Annotated in this window: 16 protein-coding genes; 10 read left to right on the top strand and 6 right to left on the bottom strand. The window is 35.7% G+C overall.

From position 1 onward, the window contains the following. Nucleotide 1: 1 nt before the first annotated feature. Nucleotides 2-565, bottom strand: a complete 564-nt coding sequence (locus tag R2Q16_RS08905) for a phosphatase PAP2 family protein (protein WP_316736526.1) — start codon at nt 563-565, stop codon at nt 2-4. Beyond that, entirely contained in the window at nt 562-1,293 is a 732-nt protein-coding gene (locus R2Q16_RS08910) for a class I SAM-dependent methyltransferase (protein ID WP_316736527.1), read from the bottom strand. Before R2Q16_RS08910 ends, R2Q16_RS08905 begins: the two co-directional genes overlap by 4 nt. A 519-nt stretch (nt 1,294-1,812) precedes the next feature. On the opposite strand from R2Q16_RS08910, the gene glmM reads away from it, so the two are divergent. From glmM to R2Q16_RS08945, 7 genes are all read left to right on the top strand, one after another. Then, nucleotides 1,813-3,201, top strand: coding sequence for a phosphoglucosamine mutase (gene glmM / locus R2Q16_RS08915; RefSeq protein ID WP_316736528.1), 1,389 nt, complete (start codon nt 1,813-1,815; stop codon nt 3,199-3,201). A 3-nt stretch (nt 3,202-3,204) separates the two neighbouring features. After that, complete coding sequence (locus tag R2Q16_RS08920) at nt 3,205-4,353, top strand: cysteine desulfurase family protein (protein WP_316736529.1); 1,149 nt, start codon at nt 3,205-3,207, stop codon at nt 4,351-4,353. Nucleotides 4,354-4,870: 517 nt separating this feature from the next. Then, nucleotides 4,871-5,074: a hypothetical protein gene (locus R2Q16_RS08925; protein WP_316736530.1), complete on the top strand. Its 204-nt coding sequence runs from the start codon at nt 4,871-4,873 to the stop codon at nt 5,072-5,074. A 127-nt stretch (nt 5,075-5,201) separates the two neighbouring features. Next, entirely contained in the window at nt 5,202-5,405 is a 204-nt protein-coding gene (locus R2Q16_RS08930) for a hypothetical protein (protein ID WP_290237744.1), read from the top strand. A 74-nt stretch (nt 5,406-5,479) separates the two neighbouring features. Beyond that, nucleotides 5,480-6,379, top strand: a complete 900-nt coding sequence (locus tag R2Q16_RS08935) for an MBL fold metallo-hydrolase (protein WP_316736531.1) — start codon at nt 5,480-5,482, stop codon at nt 6,377-6,379. Nucleotides 6,380-6,947: 568 nt separating this feature from the next. Further along, on the top strand, nt 6,948-8,270 hold the full coding sequence (locus tag R2Q16_RS08940; RefSeq protein ID WP_316736532.1) for a cytochrome ubiquinol oxidase subunit I: 1,323 nt from the start codon (nt 6,948-6,950) through the stop codon (nt 8,268-8,270). A gap of 76 nt (nt 8,271-8,346) precedes the next feature. After that, nucleotides 8,347-9,351, top strand: a complete 1,005-nt coding sequence (locus tag R2Q16_RS08945) for a cytochrome d ubiquinol oxidase subunit II (protein ID WP_316736533.1) — start codon at nt 8,347-8,349, stop codon at nt 9,349-9,351. Between the two features lie 449 nt (nt 9,352-9,800). On the opposite strand, the gene R2Q16_RS08950 is transcribed toward R2Q16_RS08945, so the two are convergent. The 3 genes from R2Q16_RS08950 to accD all read right to left on the bottom strand — a co-directional run bounded on the left by R2Q16_RS08950 (nt 9,801) and on the right by accD (nt 13,143). Then, nucleotides 9,801-11,348: a M20/M25/M40 family metallo-hydrolase gene (locus R2Q16_RS08950; RefSeq protein ID WP_316736534.1), complete on the bottom strand. Its 1,548-nt coding sequence runs from the start codon at nt 11,346-11,348 to the stop codon at nt 9,801-9,803. Between the two features lie 145 nt (nt 11,349-11,493). Next, nucleotides 11,494-11,958: a YciI family protein gene (locus R2Q16_RS08955; RefSeq protein WP_316736535.1), complete on the bottom strand. Its 465-nt coding sequence runs from the start codon at nt 11,956-11,958 to the stop codon at nt 11,494-11,496. Nucleotides 11,959-12,297: 339 nt separating this feature from the next. Further along, entirely contained in the window at nt 12,298-13,143 is an 846-nt protein-coding gene (gene accD, locus R2Q16_RS08960; protein WP_316736536.1) for an acetyl-CoA carboxylase, carboxyltransferase subunit beta, read from the bottom strand. Nucleotides 13,144-13,474: 331 nt separating this feature from the next. Between accD and fbaA the strand changes: the two genes are divergently transcribed. From fbaA to R2Q16_RS08975, 3 genes are all read left to right on the top strand, one after another. After that, on the top strand, nt 13,475-14,554 hold the full coding sequence (gene fbaA, locus R2Q16_RS08965) for a class II fructose-bisphosphate aldolase (RefSeq protein ID WP_316736537.1): 1,080 nt from the start codon (nt 13,475-13,477) through the stop codon (nt 14,552-14,554). A 141-nt stretch (nt 14,555-14,695) separates the two neighbouring features. After that, the gene (locus tag R2Q16_RS08970; RefSeq protein ID WP_316736538.1) at nt 14,696-15,178 is read left to right on the top strand and encodes a low affinity iron permease family protein; all 483 of its coding nucleotides are present in this window, start codon (nt 14,696-14,698) and stop codon (nt 15,176-15,178) included. Beyond that, complete coding sequence (locus R2Q16_RS08975) at nt 15,178-15,600, top strand: GNAT family N-acetyltransferase (RefSeq protein ID WP_316736539.1); 423 nt, start codon at nt 15,178-15,180, stop codon at nt 15,598-15,600. Before R2Q16_RS08970 ends, R2Q16_RS08975 begins: the two co-directional genes overlap by 1 nt. A gap of 165 nt (nt 15,601-15,765) precedes the next feature. Here R2Q16_RS08975 and R2Q16_RS08980 read toward each other — a convergent pair whose 3' ends face one another. Continuing rightward, the gene (locus tag R2Q16_RS08980; RefSeq protein ID WP_316736540.1) at nt 15,766-16,626 is read right to left on the bottom strand and encodes a hydroxymethylglutaryl-CoA lyase; all 861 of its coding nucleotides are present in this window, start codon (nt 16,624-16,626) and stop codon (nt 15,766-15,768) included. Between the last annotated feature and the right edge of the window lie 61 nt (nt 16,627-16,687).

The raw sequence follows: 16,687 nt of genomic DNA on the forward strand, positions 1-16,687 counted from the left end.
TTTAAAAATCAGGTTGTAATTTTTTGAAAATTCTTGAACAGATAAAACCAATTACTGTTCCAAGTATTGCACCTGCTGTTACGTCGACAGGGTAATGTACGCCTACATATACTTGCGCAAAGCTGATGATTGCCGCCCAAAAAATACCAATTGGTAAAATAGGCTTCCACCTGCTGTAAAATACAAATATTAAAAAAACCGCAATCGCAAAATGATTGGTTGCATGCGCCGATGGAAAACTCATACCGCTTCCGCATGTTACTCGATGTATAATTTCATTCGAAAGGCTAAAATCATTACACGGACGTACTCTCGAAACTAAAGGTTTAATTACTCTGGATGCAATTAAATCGCCCATGGCAAATGTAAAAAGCACCATTGCAATAATGTAATAACCTTGTTTTTTATATTGTTTTATGCAGAAAACTACAATAAACAGGTAAAGTGGCGACCAAAAAAATCGGTTGCGCATTAAAGGCATCAGCCAATCAAAAAAGCCGTTCGAAAGTCCGCGGTGGATTTTCAAAAACAATTCTACATCAAATTGCTGTATGCTTTCTATCATGCTTTTTTACAGATTAAAATAAGTCTGTCAGATGTACATTCATCGAAATTATCCAAAGCGTAACTTCCAAATGTTTTCTCAATCACCATACCGGCTTTAGTAAGCATTCGCTCAAAATCTTGAAAACTGAAAGCCTGAACTCTTTCTTCGAAATTGTACATTTTGCCTTTATCTTCAAAGCTTATTTTTTTAATGATTTTTCCCTCTACCACGTTTTTGGTAATGTTAAAGGTAATGCCGTCCAACGATTTTGCTTCGCAAGAATTTAAATTTCGCACAATTTTTTCAGTATTGAAATAATCCAACACCAATATTCCATTAGCTTTTAAACACTTTCTAAAGGTTTTTAAAGCGTTAACATGGTCTTTTTCTGTGTCGAAGTAACCAAAACTGGTAAACAGATTTAAAGCAATGTCGAAATAGTTAATGTAAAATAAGCGGCGCATATCATGCACCAAGAAATGTAGTTTGTTATTTTCAAATTGCTTGGCGTATTTTATGCTTTGTTCAGATAAATCAATTCCGGTAACATCAAAGCCTTTTTTGTTCAAGTAAATTGAATGTCTTCCTTTTCCGCAAGCAATATCAAGTATTTTTGCTTCAGCAGCGGGCTTTAAAAAATCTGTTAATTTATCGATGAAAAATTCGGCTTCAGCATCGTTTCTTTGTTGATAAAGAATGTGATAATATGGCGAATTAAACCAATATTGAAACCATTTGCGCTGCATAAAAAGCCGTTTTGTATTTTAAAAAGATGCAAATATAAGATTTTAGCTTTTGTATGAGAAGTGGTTGCTGGTTTTTATGCAACAATATTGCAAAATTAATTAATTTGAAATTCATCATCATTCTCTCTTATTTGGAACGATAAGCTAAGAAAGGTATCAGTCGAAAGAACTGATTGTATTGTCCGTTTGAGTTTTTGGATGACTTTAAATACCTTATGTTATCCTCCGTACAATTGTATTTCTGCTCCATCCACCTAAACCCGACCAAAGTGAGAAAGCCCGCAATCCCGATTTTTCATCGGGAGCGGACTTGAAACGGGGGCGGGGTTGCTGTAACCGAAAACATACTGGTTTTGCTTTTCTAAAAATAATTTATAGCAAACGATTGACTAGGTATTTCTACTAAATATATCGTATAAATAGATATAAAAACAATGTAAATTAAGTTAGCTAATCACTCTAAATTCCCCTCAATCTTGTTTTTTTTCGTATTTTTGAATTCAATATAAAATACAGTAAGTGACTTTAATAAAATCAATTTCAGGAATAAGGGGAACTATTGGCGGGCAAGCTGGAAATGGCTTAACACCAATAGATATAGTAAAATTTACAGCTGCTTTTGGTAGCTGGACTGTTCAAAAAACGGGTATTAGAAGGATTGTTTTAGGTCGCGATGCTCGTATTTCGGGCGAAATGGTGAACAATTTAGTTATCGGAACTTTGCAAGGTTTAGGCATCGAAGTAATAGATTTAGGTTTATCTACAACGCCAACCGTTGAAGTTGCTGTGCCTGATGAAAATGCTGGCGGTGGCATAATCTTAACAGCAAGCCATAACCCAAAACAATGGAATGCCCTAAAATTATTAAATGCTAATGGCGAATTTATTAGCGATTTAGATGGTAAGGAAGTTTTAGATTTAGCCGAAAGTGCAGCTTTTGAATTTGCTGAAGTTGATAAGCTTGGCAAAGTAATTAAAAATGATACCTACTTACAGAAACACATCGACAAAGTTTTAGCATTGCCTTTGGTTGATGTTGAAGCCATTAAAAAAGCAGATTTTAAAGTTGTTATTGATTGTGTAAATTCAACTGGCGGTATTTTTATTCCGGCTTTATTAAAAGCTTTAGGCGTAACTAAGGTTACAGAATTATACTGTGAACCTGATGGTCATTTCCCGCACAACCCTGAGCCACTTCCCGAAAATTTAACTGAAATTTCTAAAGAAGTGCAAAAGCAAAATGCCGATTTAGGCATTGTTGTTGACCCGGATGTTGACCGTTTATGTTTCGTAAACGAAGATGGCAGCATGTTCGGCGAAGAATATACATTGGTTGCTGTTGCTGATTATGTATTGAAAAATACGCCGGGAAATACAGTTTCAAACCTTTCATCTACCCGTGCTTTACGCGATGTTACTGAAAAAGTTGGTTCTGAATACTATGCTTCGGCAGTGGGCGAGGTGAATGTGGTTAACAAAATGAAAGAAACCAATGCCATTATTGGTGGCGAGGGAAACGGTGGAATTATCTATCCTGAATCGCATTATGGTAGAGATGCTTTGGTTGGAATTGCTTTATTTTTAACGCATTTGGCTAAGTTCGGTAAATCTATTTCGGTTTTAAGAGGCAGTTATCCACAGTATTTTATTTCGAAAAATAAGATTACGTTAACACCAGAAATGGATATCGATAAATTGTTAAAGCAGGTTGAGGAGAAATATAAAAATCAACCTTATAGTACAATTGATGGTTTAAAAATCGAATTTGATAAAACATGGGTGCATTTGCGTCGTTCTAATACAGAGCCAATTATTCGTATTTACAGCGAAGCTGAAAATGAAACTGTTGCAGAAAATTTGGCGAATAAAATTATTTCCGACATTAAGGAAATCCTTAAATTAAACTAATAAATGAAGAGAGTTTATTTAGATAATGCGGCTACAACGCCTTTAGATAAAGAAGTAATTGCTGAAATGAGTAATGTGATGGAGAATTATTTCGGTAATCCTTCAGCCATTCATGCGCTTGGTCGCGAGGTGCGTACTTTGGTAGAAAAAGCTCGTAAAACGGTTTCAGGCTTGCTAAATGCATCACCATCAGAAGTGTTTTTTACTTCCGGAGGTACAGAAGCGGATAATACCGCTATTCGTTGTGGTATTGCAGCTTACGGAATAAAACACGCTATTACTTCTAAAATCGAACATCACGCGGTTGAGCATACACTAAATACCATGCTTAAAAATGGCGAAATTGATAAACTTAGCTTTGTTAATATTGATGGAAAAGGTAATGTAGATTATGCTCATTTAGAAGAACTCTTACAAAACAACGAACGCAGTTTCGTATCGTTAATGCATGCCAATAACGAACTGGGTACACTTACCGATATGGTTAAAGTTGGCGATATCTGCGAAAAATATAATGCAATTTACCATGCCGATACCGTTCAAACCATGGGGCATTATCCGCATAATGTACGCGAACTTAAGGCACATTTTATTGTTTGTGCGGCACATAAATTACATGGGCCAAAAGGTGTTGGCTTTTTGTATGTGAATAGCAATGTTAAAATTCCGCCGATGATTTATGGTGGTGCACAAGAGCGTAACATGCGTGGCGGTACCGAAAATGTTTATGGTATTGTTGGCTTAGCAAAGGCTTTAGAAATTGCTTATGCAGAAATGGAGCAACACCAAAATCACATCCAGGGTTTAAAGGATTATTTAAAAGAAGCGCTAATTGCAGAAATTCCGGGTATTGCCTTTAATGGAGAAACCGATGCAGATAAAAGCCTTTACACAGTATTAAACGTATCTTTCCCTGAAATGGATATGGCCGATATGTTGTTGTTTAATTTAGATATTAACGGCATTTGTGCTTCTGGTGGCAGTGCCTGTTCGTCAGGTTCAAACATCGGTTCGCATGTTTTAAATGGCATCAATGCCGACCCAAATCGTCCCTCGGTTCGTTTCTCTTTCAGTAAATATACCACAAAAGAAGAGTTAGATTACGTAATAGAAAAAGTTAAAATGGTGGTAAAGCAAAATGCGCTAGCCTAAAATATCATTAACCAAATAGGAACAGTCTCGGAGAAATTCGGGACTTTTTTGCTTTTTGAATTTATTTGTTTGCTAAGCGTTTCAAAACATTTTTTATTTGAAAAGCAATTTCATCACCTTTTTTAATATCTGTCCTGCTTTCTTTTCCAACAAAAGCAGAAAAAGCTTTTGGTTTCCACGTCAATCAGGTTTAAATTACAAAGGTTTGTGGTACTTAGTAACAAAAACAGCTATAGTATCAAACCTTAATTAGTCTGCCGAAGCAACACTGCACTGAAATGAATTACAACTAGTTCAGTTATTGTTTGCTTCATTACCGTCGACTTTAGTCAACGGCTAACTCAGCTATTGCAAATCTCAAAACAAAAGCTTAAATTTAATACAGATAATGGCTACCCAAATGCCAAGAACATATAGTTCCTTAACGAAACCTTATTAAAATCCCATCAGTATAAGGTTTAACCAAAAAGAAATTTTTACACCTGGAAAGTATATGCTTTCTATAAATCTTACCGTTATGGAAAATTACCAATCAAAATCAGAACAAGAAAATCCTCAATCTGAAAAATTAGAAAAAACAGAAAGGAAACACCTCTACAAATTTATTTTGGCGCCATTTTCATTCGAATCATCACACCATTTTAGTAAAATTCATAAGAGAAAATTTAATTCATTTGGCTGTATTCATGATTTAAGTAAGCTGCCTGGAGCAATGTTGTAATTGTTTTTTTTACTTAAATTTACTTTAATAGTAGGGGAATTTTATGTTTAATAACTATTCCAAAAACTACTATTAAAAACAATGTTATTCTTTAAGTGTTCTTTTAGTACATCAAATTGAAAATACTATGGGAACTGATAAAGAAAAAGGTAAAATCGTTGAGAACGAATTGCTTAATAAAACCGCTGAAGACGTTAAGGAAAACAGAAATCTTGATGATAATAAATCGTCAAAGGTTGCAACTAATCTTTTTAATAAAGATAAAGACCGTAAGAACAATGCTTTTGGCCCTGGTCATGAGCCAGGCACAACACCTGGTTCTGGAATCTAATAGATAACATTCCTAACAAAAAATTATTAAATTTAAACCACAACGTAAGTTGTGGTTTTTTAATTTATCCCAAAATGGAAAGAAGAAATTTTATCAAGAATTCTGCATTAGCAATGGCTATGCTTTCAATTTATAAAACTGATGTTTTTGCTCAAAAAGAAATGCTTCGGGCTTATAATTTTAAAGCTTTGAGAAACAATGTTGGTGTATTTACAGAGCAAGGCGGAACCATCGGATGGTTAAACTCACCCAACGGTTTTGTAGTTGTCGATGCTCAGTTTCCGGCATCTGCACCTCATGTTATCGATGAATTGAAAAAACTGGGCGATAAACCATTTAAATATTTAATTAATACGCATCATCACGGCGACCATACAGCAGGCAACATTGCTTTTAAGGGTTTGGCAGAGAAAGTTGTTGCGCATCAAAATTCGCTAGTTAACCAAAAGCGAGGTGCAGAAAAAGCCAATAACCTAGATAAACAGTTGTTGCCAGATACTACATTTGGTACAGGGTGGAAAGCACCAGTTGGTAACGAAAAGATAAGTGCTTACTATTATGGTTCTGCACATACAAACGGTGATGCCGTTTACCATTTTGAAAATGCAAATATTGTTCATGTTGGCGATTTGGTTTCAAATCGTAAATTTCCATACATAGATAGAGAAAACGGAGCGCATATTGGCAATTGGATAACTGCATTGGATAAAATCCACAATCAATTCGATAATGACACGCTATTTATCTTTGGACATAGCAGAGAGCCTGAAAAAATAACAGGAAACAAAGCTGATTTAAAAGCATTTCAAAATTATTTACAAAATTTATTAACATTGGTTTCAGGCGAAATTAAAGCCGGAAAATCAAAAGAAGACATTTTAAAAATTACTACTATTCCAAATGCCTCCGAATGGCAAGGTGAAGGTATTCAGAGAAGTTTAACTGCTGCTTACGATGAATTGAAGGGAGTTTAATGTCATCGTTCCCGCGAAGGCGGGAATCCTTATGCAAATACAATAGCTTTAGGATTCCCAATTAAATTGGGATGGACGGCCGCTCAAAATATAACTTGCCTAAGACAGCAAAGTAAATTTCTTCATAACAGTTTTTGTATTTTCAACAATCTGTTGGAACAATTTTTCATAATATCACAAACTTTCCGATTAACGCATCCGGCATTAGAAGATTTGGCAGCAAAGACTAATTAAATTTTGTGGCATTACCATTCTATAACCGATCGAAGCAAGAAATCCTACGAGTGTAGCAGCGTGTTACAATACACCACAATCATTAACACGGCTTAGGATTTCAGATAAAATTTAGTAAGTATTTGCAACAAAGGTTCGAAAGCCTTGATTTTTGCTCCACTTTTTATCAAGAAAAAGTGGAAAGCCTATTGGGCTAAGACAAAAAATAACTATCAAATCTATTTTCAATTTATAACCATTCTATATTTAAAATAATTCTAAACAAGCATTGTAAATTCAACATAACTAAGTCCTTATCTGCTATATTTGTGTTACACAAAATCCACTATCAGATATGGATGATTTTTTAGCAGCCCGCTCCCAAATGGCCTTATCATTAGGCTTTCATATAATTTTTTCGTGCATTGGTATGGTTATGCCATTTTTTATGGCCGTGTCGCATTACAAATGGCTAAAAACTAATGATGAGGTTTACAGAAATTTAACTAAAGCCTGGAGTAAAGGCGTAGCTATCTTCTTTGCTACAGGTGCAGTTTCGGGTACCATGTTATCATTCGAATTGGGTTTGTTGTGGCCAAAGTTTATGGTACACGCCGGACCAATCTTTGGAATGCCATTTTCTTTAGAAGGAACAGCCTTTTTTATCGAAGCAATCGCATTAGGTTTCTTTCTTTATGGATGGAATAAATTAAACAAATGGTTCCATTGGTTTACAGGAATGGTTGTTGGTGTAAGCGGATTGGCTTCAGGAATATTGGTAGTTGCCGCTAATGCCTGGATGAATAGTCCGGCCGGATTTGATTTTGTTAACGGGCAATATTTAAACATCGACCCCATGCAAGCCATGTTTAATAAAGCCTGGTTTTCGCAAGCTTTACACATGTGTTTAGCTGCATTTACTGCAACTGGTTTCGCGGTAGCTGGTGTGCATGCCTTAATGATTTTAAGAAATCAAAATAAAGAATTTCACCTAAAGGCTTTTAAAATTGCAGCAGTCTTTGCTTGTATTGGTGCATTGCTTCAACCCATAAGTGGCGATATTTCTGCTAAGGATGTAGCCAAAAGGCAGCCAGCAAAACTTGCCGCAATGGAGGCACTTTACACAACAGAAAAACCTGCACCATTGTTAATTGGCGGAATCGTAAATGAGAAAGATAAAACCGTTAAAGGCGCAATTAAAATACCTGGGGCATTAAGTTTTCTGGCACATGGTGATTTTAAAGCAGAAGTAAAAGGATTAGATAAAATCCCGGCTGATGAACAACCTCCAGTGGCTATTACTCATTACGCTTTCCAAATTATGGTTGGAATCGGAACTTTATTAATGCTTATTTCATTAGTTTATTTTTTCTTTTTGCTTCGCAAGAAAGATTTATTAGATAAGCGTTGGCTGCTCAAATTATTTGTATGTGCAATTCCATTAGGTTATGTCGCTTTAGAAGCCGGTTGGGTGGTAACAGAAGTTGGGCGACAGCCCTGGATTATTTATGGTATTATGCGCACTAAAGATGCGGTTACCCCAATGCCAGGCATTGCTTATTCATTTTATATCTTCTCAGCTATTTATATTTCGCTTAGTGTAATTGTAACCTTCTTATTATATCGACAAATAAAAATGGTTCCGCAATTGTATAATAAAAAGGATTTAAATAATTAACCACAAATACAACGGATGAACAGATTAGCGATAAGAATCGTTAAAATCCTAATATCTATATAATCATTTTCATAATATGGACTATGTCGTAATTACTTTTTTATGTTTAGGTATTCTCCTTTATTTCCTTTTAGGGGGGGCAGATTTTGGGGCTGGTATTATTGAACTATTTACCTCAACCAAAAACAGAAGCAGGACGCGTAAAACCTTGTATCAGGCAATTGGTCCGGTTTGGGAAGCCAACCATATGTGGCTAATTATTGCTATTGTAATTCTATTTGTTGGTTTTCCGCAAATTTACACTACAATGTCGGTTTATCTGCATATTCCATTACTCATTATGCTCATTGGTATTATTGCCCGTGGCACAGCCTTTGTTTTTCGCCATTATGATGCTGTTAAAGATGATATGCAATGGTTATACAACAGAATCTTTCGATACTCAAGTTTTATTACAGCACTTTTTCTAGGTATAATCGCCGGAAGTTTAATTTCAGGACATATCGATACAGATGCAAACGATTTCCTTTCTGCCTATGTTTTTGGTTGGCTAAATTGGTTTTCCATCGCCGTTGGCTTTTTTACGGTAGCACTTTGTGGCTTTTTGGCTGCCATTTATCTTATAGGCGAAACAGAGGATGCGCATGATAAACAAAGGTTTATTAAAAAGGCTGAATACATGAACATTGGAGCAGTCGTATTTGGTGCAATGGTTTTCATCGCCGCGCATTTTGATAATATTCCATTAATTGATTGGGTTTTCAAAAATACAGTTGGTTTAAGTGCAATAATATTAGCCAGTTTGTCGCTTATTTTACTCTGGTATTTACTTCTAAAGGGAAAAACAAAGGTACTGAGGATTTTGGCTGGTTTTCAGGTAACCATGATTTTGGTTGCCATCAGCTATGCACACTTTCCTAATTTTATCCGCTTAAAAAATGGAAATGCAATTTCACTTTTCGAAACCGTAGGGCCAGAAAAAACCATTTATAGTTTAGGTTTGGCTTTACTGCTGGGTAGCATCTTAATTTTACCTTTTCTCGGTTATTTGTTTTATAAATTCCAGAAAAAGGAGGAGTAAGAGTCGTTCGTCACTGCGAGGTACGAAGCAATCTTAGAGCGATAGAATGCGAAAAAGGAATTTTTGAAAAGCAATTTCAGTAGTCCTTCGGTTCCGAAAGTCCCGCTATCGTTCCAATCTTTTTTAACTTCTGTCTTTCCTTATTTTATCGTCATTGCAAGGAGGAACAATGTGGCAATTTATTAAATTCAGTGTAATAAAAAAGTATTTCCACTTTATCGGGTTTATGAAGAACGGGCGGTGCATGGAAACCATTCAAAATGGTGATACATAAAGTTAAATAGCCCCGACATAACGAATTCCGATTTTTCATCGGAAATAGTATTGGCGGGACAGAACCTAAACCAACAGGTTTTGCGCTTCAAAAAGATTATACCTTTATTTAGAGTATAGCAAAAAAGAGCATCTGTTACCAAATGCTCTTTTTAAAATTCTTATTTGTGAACTATTTACAAACCACCTTTTCTATTCGCTTTAGATTGTACCGGCCAGGTTGCTTGTTTACCTGTTCGTTCATTTACAGGTAAATCAGTCGATTTCTCTGTAGAAGTTTTTTCAGGGTCTTCGCAAGCCATGTAAACCATAATTGCCGCTAAAATTACATTGCTTCTGATTTCGTCAAAAACTAACTTATCATAACTGTCGCGGTTGGTGTGCCAAGTATAAGTTCCATAATCCCAACTGGTCGAGCTTAATGAATAACCTAAAGCACCAGCAGCTACAAAAGAGGCAAAATCTGAACCTCCAGCGCCTGGCGTACCTGGGAAACTGGTTTTAATTTGATTTTTAATCGTATCCGGAACAGCCGCTAACCAACGCGTAATGTAGTCTTTAGATTTCGCAAAGCCTTGTCCGCCAATGTTTACCACACGACCAGTTCCATTATCTTGGTTAAATAAAGCCTGTAAATTACCAACAATTTCAGGGTGATCTTCAACAAAAGCTCTTGAGCCATTTAAACCTTGCTCTTCACTTCCCCAATGTCCAACTAAAATTGTACGTTTTGGGTTAGGGTAAAATTTCTTTAAAATACGCATGGCTTCCATCATCATAATCGTTCCCGAACCGTTATCTGTTGCACCACTAGCACCATCCCACGAATCGAAATGAGCAGAAAGCATTACATATTCTTTTGGTTTTTGCTTGCCCTTAATTTCTGCAAGTGTATTAAATGTTGGCACTACGCCATGTTCTTTAGATTCTGATTCGATTTTTAACATAGGTTTATTACCGCTTTTAACTAAACGGTAAACCAATCCGTAATCTTCAACAGATAAATCCAACGTAGGAATTTTAGTAGTATTTGCACCAAAAATTTTATCTACGCCAAAGCCTTGCGACCAATTATTGATGATAATTCCTGCTGCACCATTATTTTCAATAGCTAAGGCTAAATTTTTAGCATTTAAGCCAGTTTTTGCCAAACTAGCATTCCAAGTTCTTAAAGCTTCTGCTTTTTCCTTTTTAAACTTTTCGAATAAATCTTTAGTTGCAAATTCTTCCCAGTTTTTTTCTGGGCGGCCAGAAAGTTGATTCATCGATATTAAAACCAATTTGCCTTTAACATTTGGCAACCATTGTTGAAACGAAACTGAATCTGTAATTGCAGGTAAAACAATTGCTTCAGCATTAATTGCTTTTCCATTGGTTGATGGGCTCCAGGCCAATTGTGTACCTTCTAAAGTTCTTAAGCGAGGACTAATCAAGTCGATATGCGTTACACCTCTTTCCCAGCCACGCCATTCGCCCCATTTTTCATTTTTAGCAGAAATATTCCATTCGCCATATTTTTTTACAGCCCAATCGTTGGCCTGTTTCATTTGTGGCGAACCAACTAATCGCGGTCCAACAACATCCAAAAGCTCATGTGCTAGTTTTTCTAGTTGTGAGTTTTCATTTACTTCTTTAACAATATTATCGATAACTTTCTTGTCTTGCGCAAAAGCAAAAGACGAAGTAAAGAGAAGTAAGGTAGGGAATAGTAATTTTTTATTCATAATTAAGTTTAGCTGAATTGATAAGCTAAATTAATTAAATAATATTTGGCGATATGATGTTAATGGAAATGTTGCAGATTAATCCTCATCCTTGTGATAAATAAATCAACCTCCTGCCTTAGTATTAGGAGATTTTTCCAAACTATTAAAAACCCTTCTTCTGAATTTTATCATGAAACGGTAGATATTCTGATAACGCAGCAGAGCCATACCAATTATACAATTCAGCCTCCAAAACTTTGGCTTTTATTGAGGGGTCACTTTCGAGTAGTTGCTTAGCTTCTTCAATGGATTTGGCATTTAGAATAAAAATCCCTCTATAATTTTTATCGTTCTTACCCATCGGACCTGCAACTATCAGTTTATTCATTTCTACCATTTTGCCCATGTTTGTCATATGTCCGGCAAATAAACTATCCGTTTTTGCTTTAGTTTCTGATGTATTAGAACCTGTTTTTAGCATAACTAAAACATACATTTTCATGCCATAATCATCAGCTCCAAGTTTTTTTGCCAATGTTTCATCAAATGCTATCTTTTGCTTTGTTTCTTGTGCATTAGTAATTATGCATGAGCATAGGAGGGATGTTAGAAGAAAAATTTTTTTCATGATGTTCTGTTTGGTTAGTTAAAATTAGAAATTTTGCTTTTAATAAACATTATTTGCTTGTCCGTTGACTGAAGTCAAGGGTAATTAATGGGTGCTGTAGCAATATGGCTTATAAAACTGTAATATGAGTTAGGTTGAATGCTGTCTTATTTCAGCAGACAGAATAGAAAGTAAGCTGCCATTTGGATGAAATACAGACCTAGGTGCTTTAAACCTGATTGGAGCGAACATGGAGTGTAGCGGAATAAAGCAAAAAGCAGGACTGAACTAACCGAAGTTACTCAAGCCCTGCTTTTCAAATATCAATTAGCAATTAAAACAATTGAGCAATTAATGAAATTAATTATTCATCATTTTAATAAAGGAAGCCAATTTGGCTTTCATTGCTCTTCTATCTACGATAAAATCAAGGAAACCGTGTTCTAAAACAAATTCAGAAGTTTGGAAACCCTTTGGTAAATCTTTTTTAATTGTTTCTTTAATAACCCGTGGACCAGCAAAGCCGATTAGTGCTCCCGGTTCTGCAATGTTAATATCGCCAAGCATGGCGTAAGAGGCTGTAACACCGCCAGTTGTAGGGTCGGTAAGTAAAGAGATATATGGGATTTTTGCCTGACTTAACAAAGCCAGTTTTGCTGATGTTTTAGCCATTTGCATTAGTGAAAATGCAGCTTCCATCATACGTGCTCCGCCTGACTTTGAGATCATTAGAAACGGAATTTTATGTTTTATAGAGTAATCGATAGAACGGGCTATTTTTTCACCTACAACAGAACCCATTGAGCCGCCAATAAAGGCGAAATCCATACAGGCAATAACAATTTCTTCGCCTTCTATTTTCCCAACACCTGCTCTGATTGCATCTTTTAAGCCGGTTTTAGCCTGACTTTCTTTAATTCTATCGGTGTAAGGTTTATTATCGTTAAAGTTTAATGGGTCGCCAGAAGTTAGGTTGGCAAAAAGCTCTTTAAACTCGTTATTATCAAATAAAACTTCGAAATATTCTTTTGAACCTACTCTCAAGTGGTAATCGCAGTAATGGCAAACGTATTTGTTTTCCTGTAATTCTGCCTGATGTAGCGGTTTTTTGCAGTTTGGACACTTATTCCACACGCCATCTGGTGCCTCTTTCTTCTCTTCGGTTGTGGTAATGATACCTTTGTTTTCTCTCTTAAACCAAGCCATATAATTTTTTAAAGAATTGGATTGCAAAGAAACGAAAAATAATATTAAGATTGTGAATTACCAATAATCAAATTTCAATTACCAATATGGGTGAGATGGAATTTTCAATAATAAAATCTAAATTATCAAACTTGTCTGGCGTTGTGTGTAGCTTGAAAATTGAATGTTGGAATTTGAAATTTTCTGCTAGTGTGTCTTTTTTACACTAAGGATAATGTCTTTTTTACACTAAACGCCCTCTATTTGGTTGTGAGGCAAATAATTCTGTTGTTACAAAAGCTTGGAATGTTATTTTTTTTTATAACTTCGGACAAATAAAAATTAACAAGAGATGAGTTTAAAAGGCTACAAAGGCGTAATTTACGGAGATGCCGTTCAAGAATTATTTGAGCAGGCTAAAAAACACCAGTTTGCTTTACCAGCAGTTAACATTACCGGTACAAACACGGTTAATGCGGTATTGGAAACTGCTAAGGCAGTAAATTCGCCGGTTATGATTCAATTATCTAATGGTGGTGCACAGTTTTATGCTGGTAAATCTTTAGATAATGACAAATTGCAGGCATGTATTTTAGGTGCTGTATCGGCAGCTAAGCATGTGCATTTATTGGCAGAACATTATGGTGTTGCTGTGGTTTTACACACAGACCACGCCGCTAAAAAATTATTGCCATGGATTGATGGCCTTTTAGACCACGGTGAAAAATTCTTCGCTGAAACTGGAAAACCATTATTTTCATCACATATGTTAGATTTATCAGAAGAATCTATCGAAGAAAACATGGAAATTTCTTCTAAATATTTTGCCCGTATGGCAAAAATGAACATGACCATCGAAATTGAATTAGGTGTTACTGGTGGTGAAGAAGATGGTGTTGATAACAGCGATGTAGATAGTTCGAAATTATATACTCAACCAAGCGAGGTTGCTTATGCTTATGATGAGTTGAGTAAAGTTTCTCCTCGTTTTACAGTTGCTGCTGCTTTTGGTAACGTTCATGGTGTTTATAAACCGGGTAATGTTAAGTTACAACCAGTAATTTTAAAAAACTCTCAAGATTTTATCAAAGAGAAATATAGCTTAACTGCAGAGAAACCAATTAATTTTGTTTTCCACGGCGGTTCTGGTTCTTCGCAAGAGGAAATTAGAGAAGCAATTTCTTATGGTGCGATAAAAATGAATATTGATACCGATATGCAGTGGGCATTTTGGGAAGGTATTTTAGATTATTACAAACAAAATGAAGCTTATCTTCAAGGTCAGATTGGTAATCCTGATGGCGATGATAAACCAAATAAAAAATACTATGACCCACGCGTTTGGTTACGCAAGGCGGAAGAAGCTTTTGTTAAACGTTTAACTTTAGCTTTCGAAGATTTAAATTGCATTAACGCAAACGATAAATTATAAAAATGCTGGTTTTGATGACAAAATAGATTATTTAGTCATTCAAAAAATCATTCATTCAATAATTTCATAAAAGCGCCATTGGATTAAAACCGATGGCGCTTTTGTTTGTTTTATAGTTATATTTAATCAAACGAAAGTGTGATGATAAAATCTAGAGCCAAATCAAAGAATAACAATTTTTTTGAGAAATTTGCTAATGCGGCAACCAAGTTTACCGGTAGTTCTGCTGCATTTATTTCGGCAACTGCAATTGTGGTTATTTGGGCTGTAAGTGGTCCGATTTTCAATTATTCTGAAACCTGGCAGCTGGTTATTAATACCGGAACAACCATCATCACATTTTTAATGGTTTTCTTAATTCAAAAAGCACAAAACAAAGATGGCAAAGCCATTCAATTAAAGTTAAATGAATTAATTGCTGCTCAACAAGGCGCAAGTAATCGGATGGTTGATATTGAGGATTTGAGTGAAAAGGAATTAGACCAGTTACATAAATTTTACGTTACCATTGCTGCACTTGCAAAAAAAGAGGCCGATATTCATTGTTCGCATTCAATTGATGTTGCAAAGGAATTAAACGAGCTGAAACTTAAAACAAATAAACATTTTAAACACGATAAATAATGAGTCTGCTAGTTCAAAAAGTTAATCATCCTGAAGATTTAGATAAAGTATTTGCCATTCGCAAAGTTGTATTTGTAGACGAACAGAATTGTCCGCCGGAGCTGGAGTGGGAGAACGAAGACGTTTCTACGCATTTCCTGGCTTCACACAATGGTCAGCCTTGTGGTGCATGCCGTTGGCGTAAAACCGAAGCAGGCTATAAGTTAGAACGCTTTGCTGTGCTTAAAGATTTTAGAGGGATGGGTGTGGGACGAGCTTTAATTGCAGAAGCTTTATCTGATTTACCTGAAGATGCACATTATATTTATTTGAATTCACAGCTAGACGCAATGAGTTTATATGCCAAATTCGGTTTTGCTGCCGAGGGTGACCAGTTTGAAGAAGCTGGTATTCAGCATTTTAAAATGGTAAAAAAGGTGTAAGTTTTTGGCCACGGAAACACGGAAGTCACGGAAATTTGTTTTTCACAAAAATTTTTACCTATGGCACTATCTAATTATTAAACTCCCGTCATTGCGAGGTACGAAGCAATCTCTTTACAACAAAGATTGCTTCGTGCCTCGCAATGACGATATCGAGTGCAAAAATTACCCAAATATTTTAGCAGAAAAACCCATTGCTTCATTCCATTTATCCATATTAATGTTTAGGTTTTCTTCTTTGGAATTTAAAAATCCGATTACGTCTTCCGTTGCAATATTTCCAGTTAAATCATCAGCTGCCATCGGGCAACCACCAAAGCCTTTTAAGGCAGAGTCAATTCGTTTTACGCCAGAATTGTAGGCGGCTGTAATCTTTTCAAATCGTTCGGTAGGCGTAGAGTGCAAATGGATTCCTATTTCTGTGCTACTAAATCTGCTAATCAATTTTGGTAAGATGTTTTCAATTTTTTCTGGTGTAGAAACTCCAACTGTATCTGCCAGCGAAAGGATTTTAACGCCTTTACTGACCAAAACATCTGCCCATTTTTCTACAATTTCGTAATTCCATTCATCTCCATAGGGATTTCCAAAACCCATAGACAAATAAACTACCGCATTTTTGTTATTCTTGTCACAAAGTGAAAGCATTTCTTCAACAATTGTGAGTGATTGAGTAATACTGGAATTGGTATTTCGCTGTTGAAAGGTTTCTGAGATTGAAAAGGGAAAACCTAGGTAATCAATCTCTTTGTGTTTTACAGCATCTTCCACTCCTCTTAAATTGGCCACAATGGCTAAAAGTTTCGTAGGTGTATTGCTCAAATCTAAATTTACTAAAACTTCAGCCGTATCAGCCATTTGGGGAATCGCCTTTGGCGAAACAAAACTGCCAAAATCAAGCGTATCAAAACCAACCTGAAGCAGTAAATTTAAATATTCAGATTTTAGTCCTGTTGGAACAAAATCATGTAATCCCTGCATGGCATCACGAGGACATTCAACTAATTTAAATTTGTTCTGGCTCATATCTTTTGGTTAACCGAAATTGCGCAAAGTTTTCCGCAAAGAAAAAAAAAATCAAAAAACA

The organism is Pedobacter aquatilis (assembly GCF_032678425.1).
Lineage (GTDB): Bacteria > Bacteroidota > Bacteroidia > Sphingobacteriales > Sphingobacteriaceae > Pedobacter > Pedobacter aquatilis_B.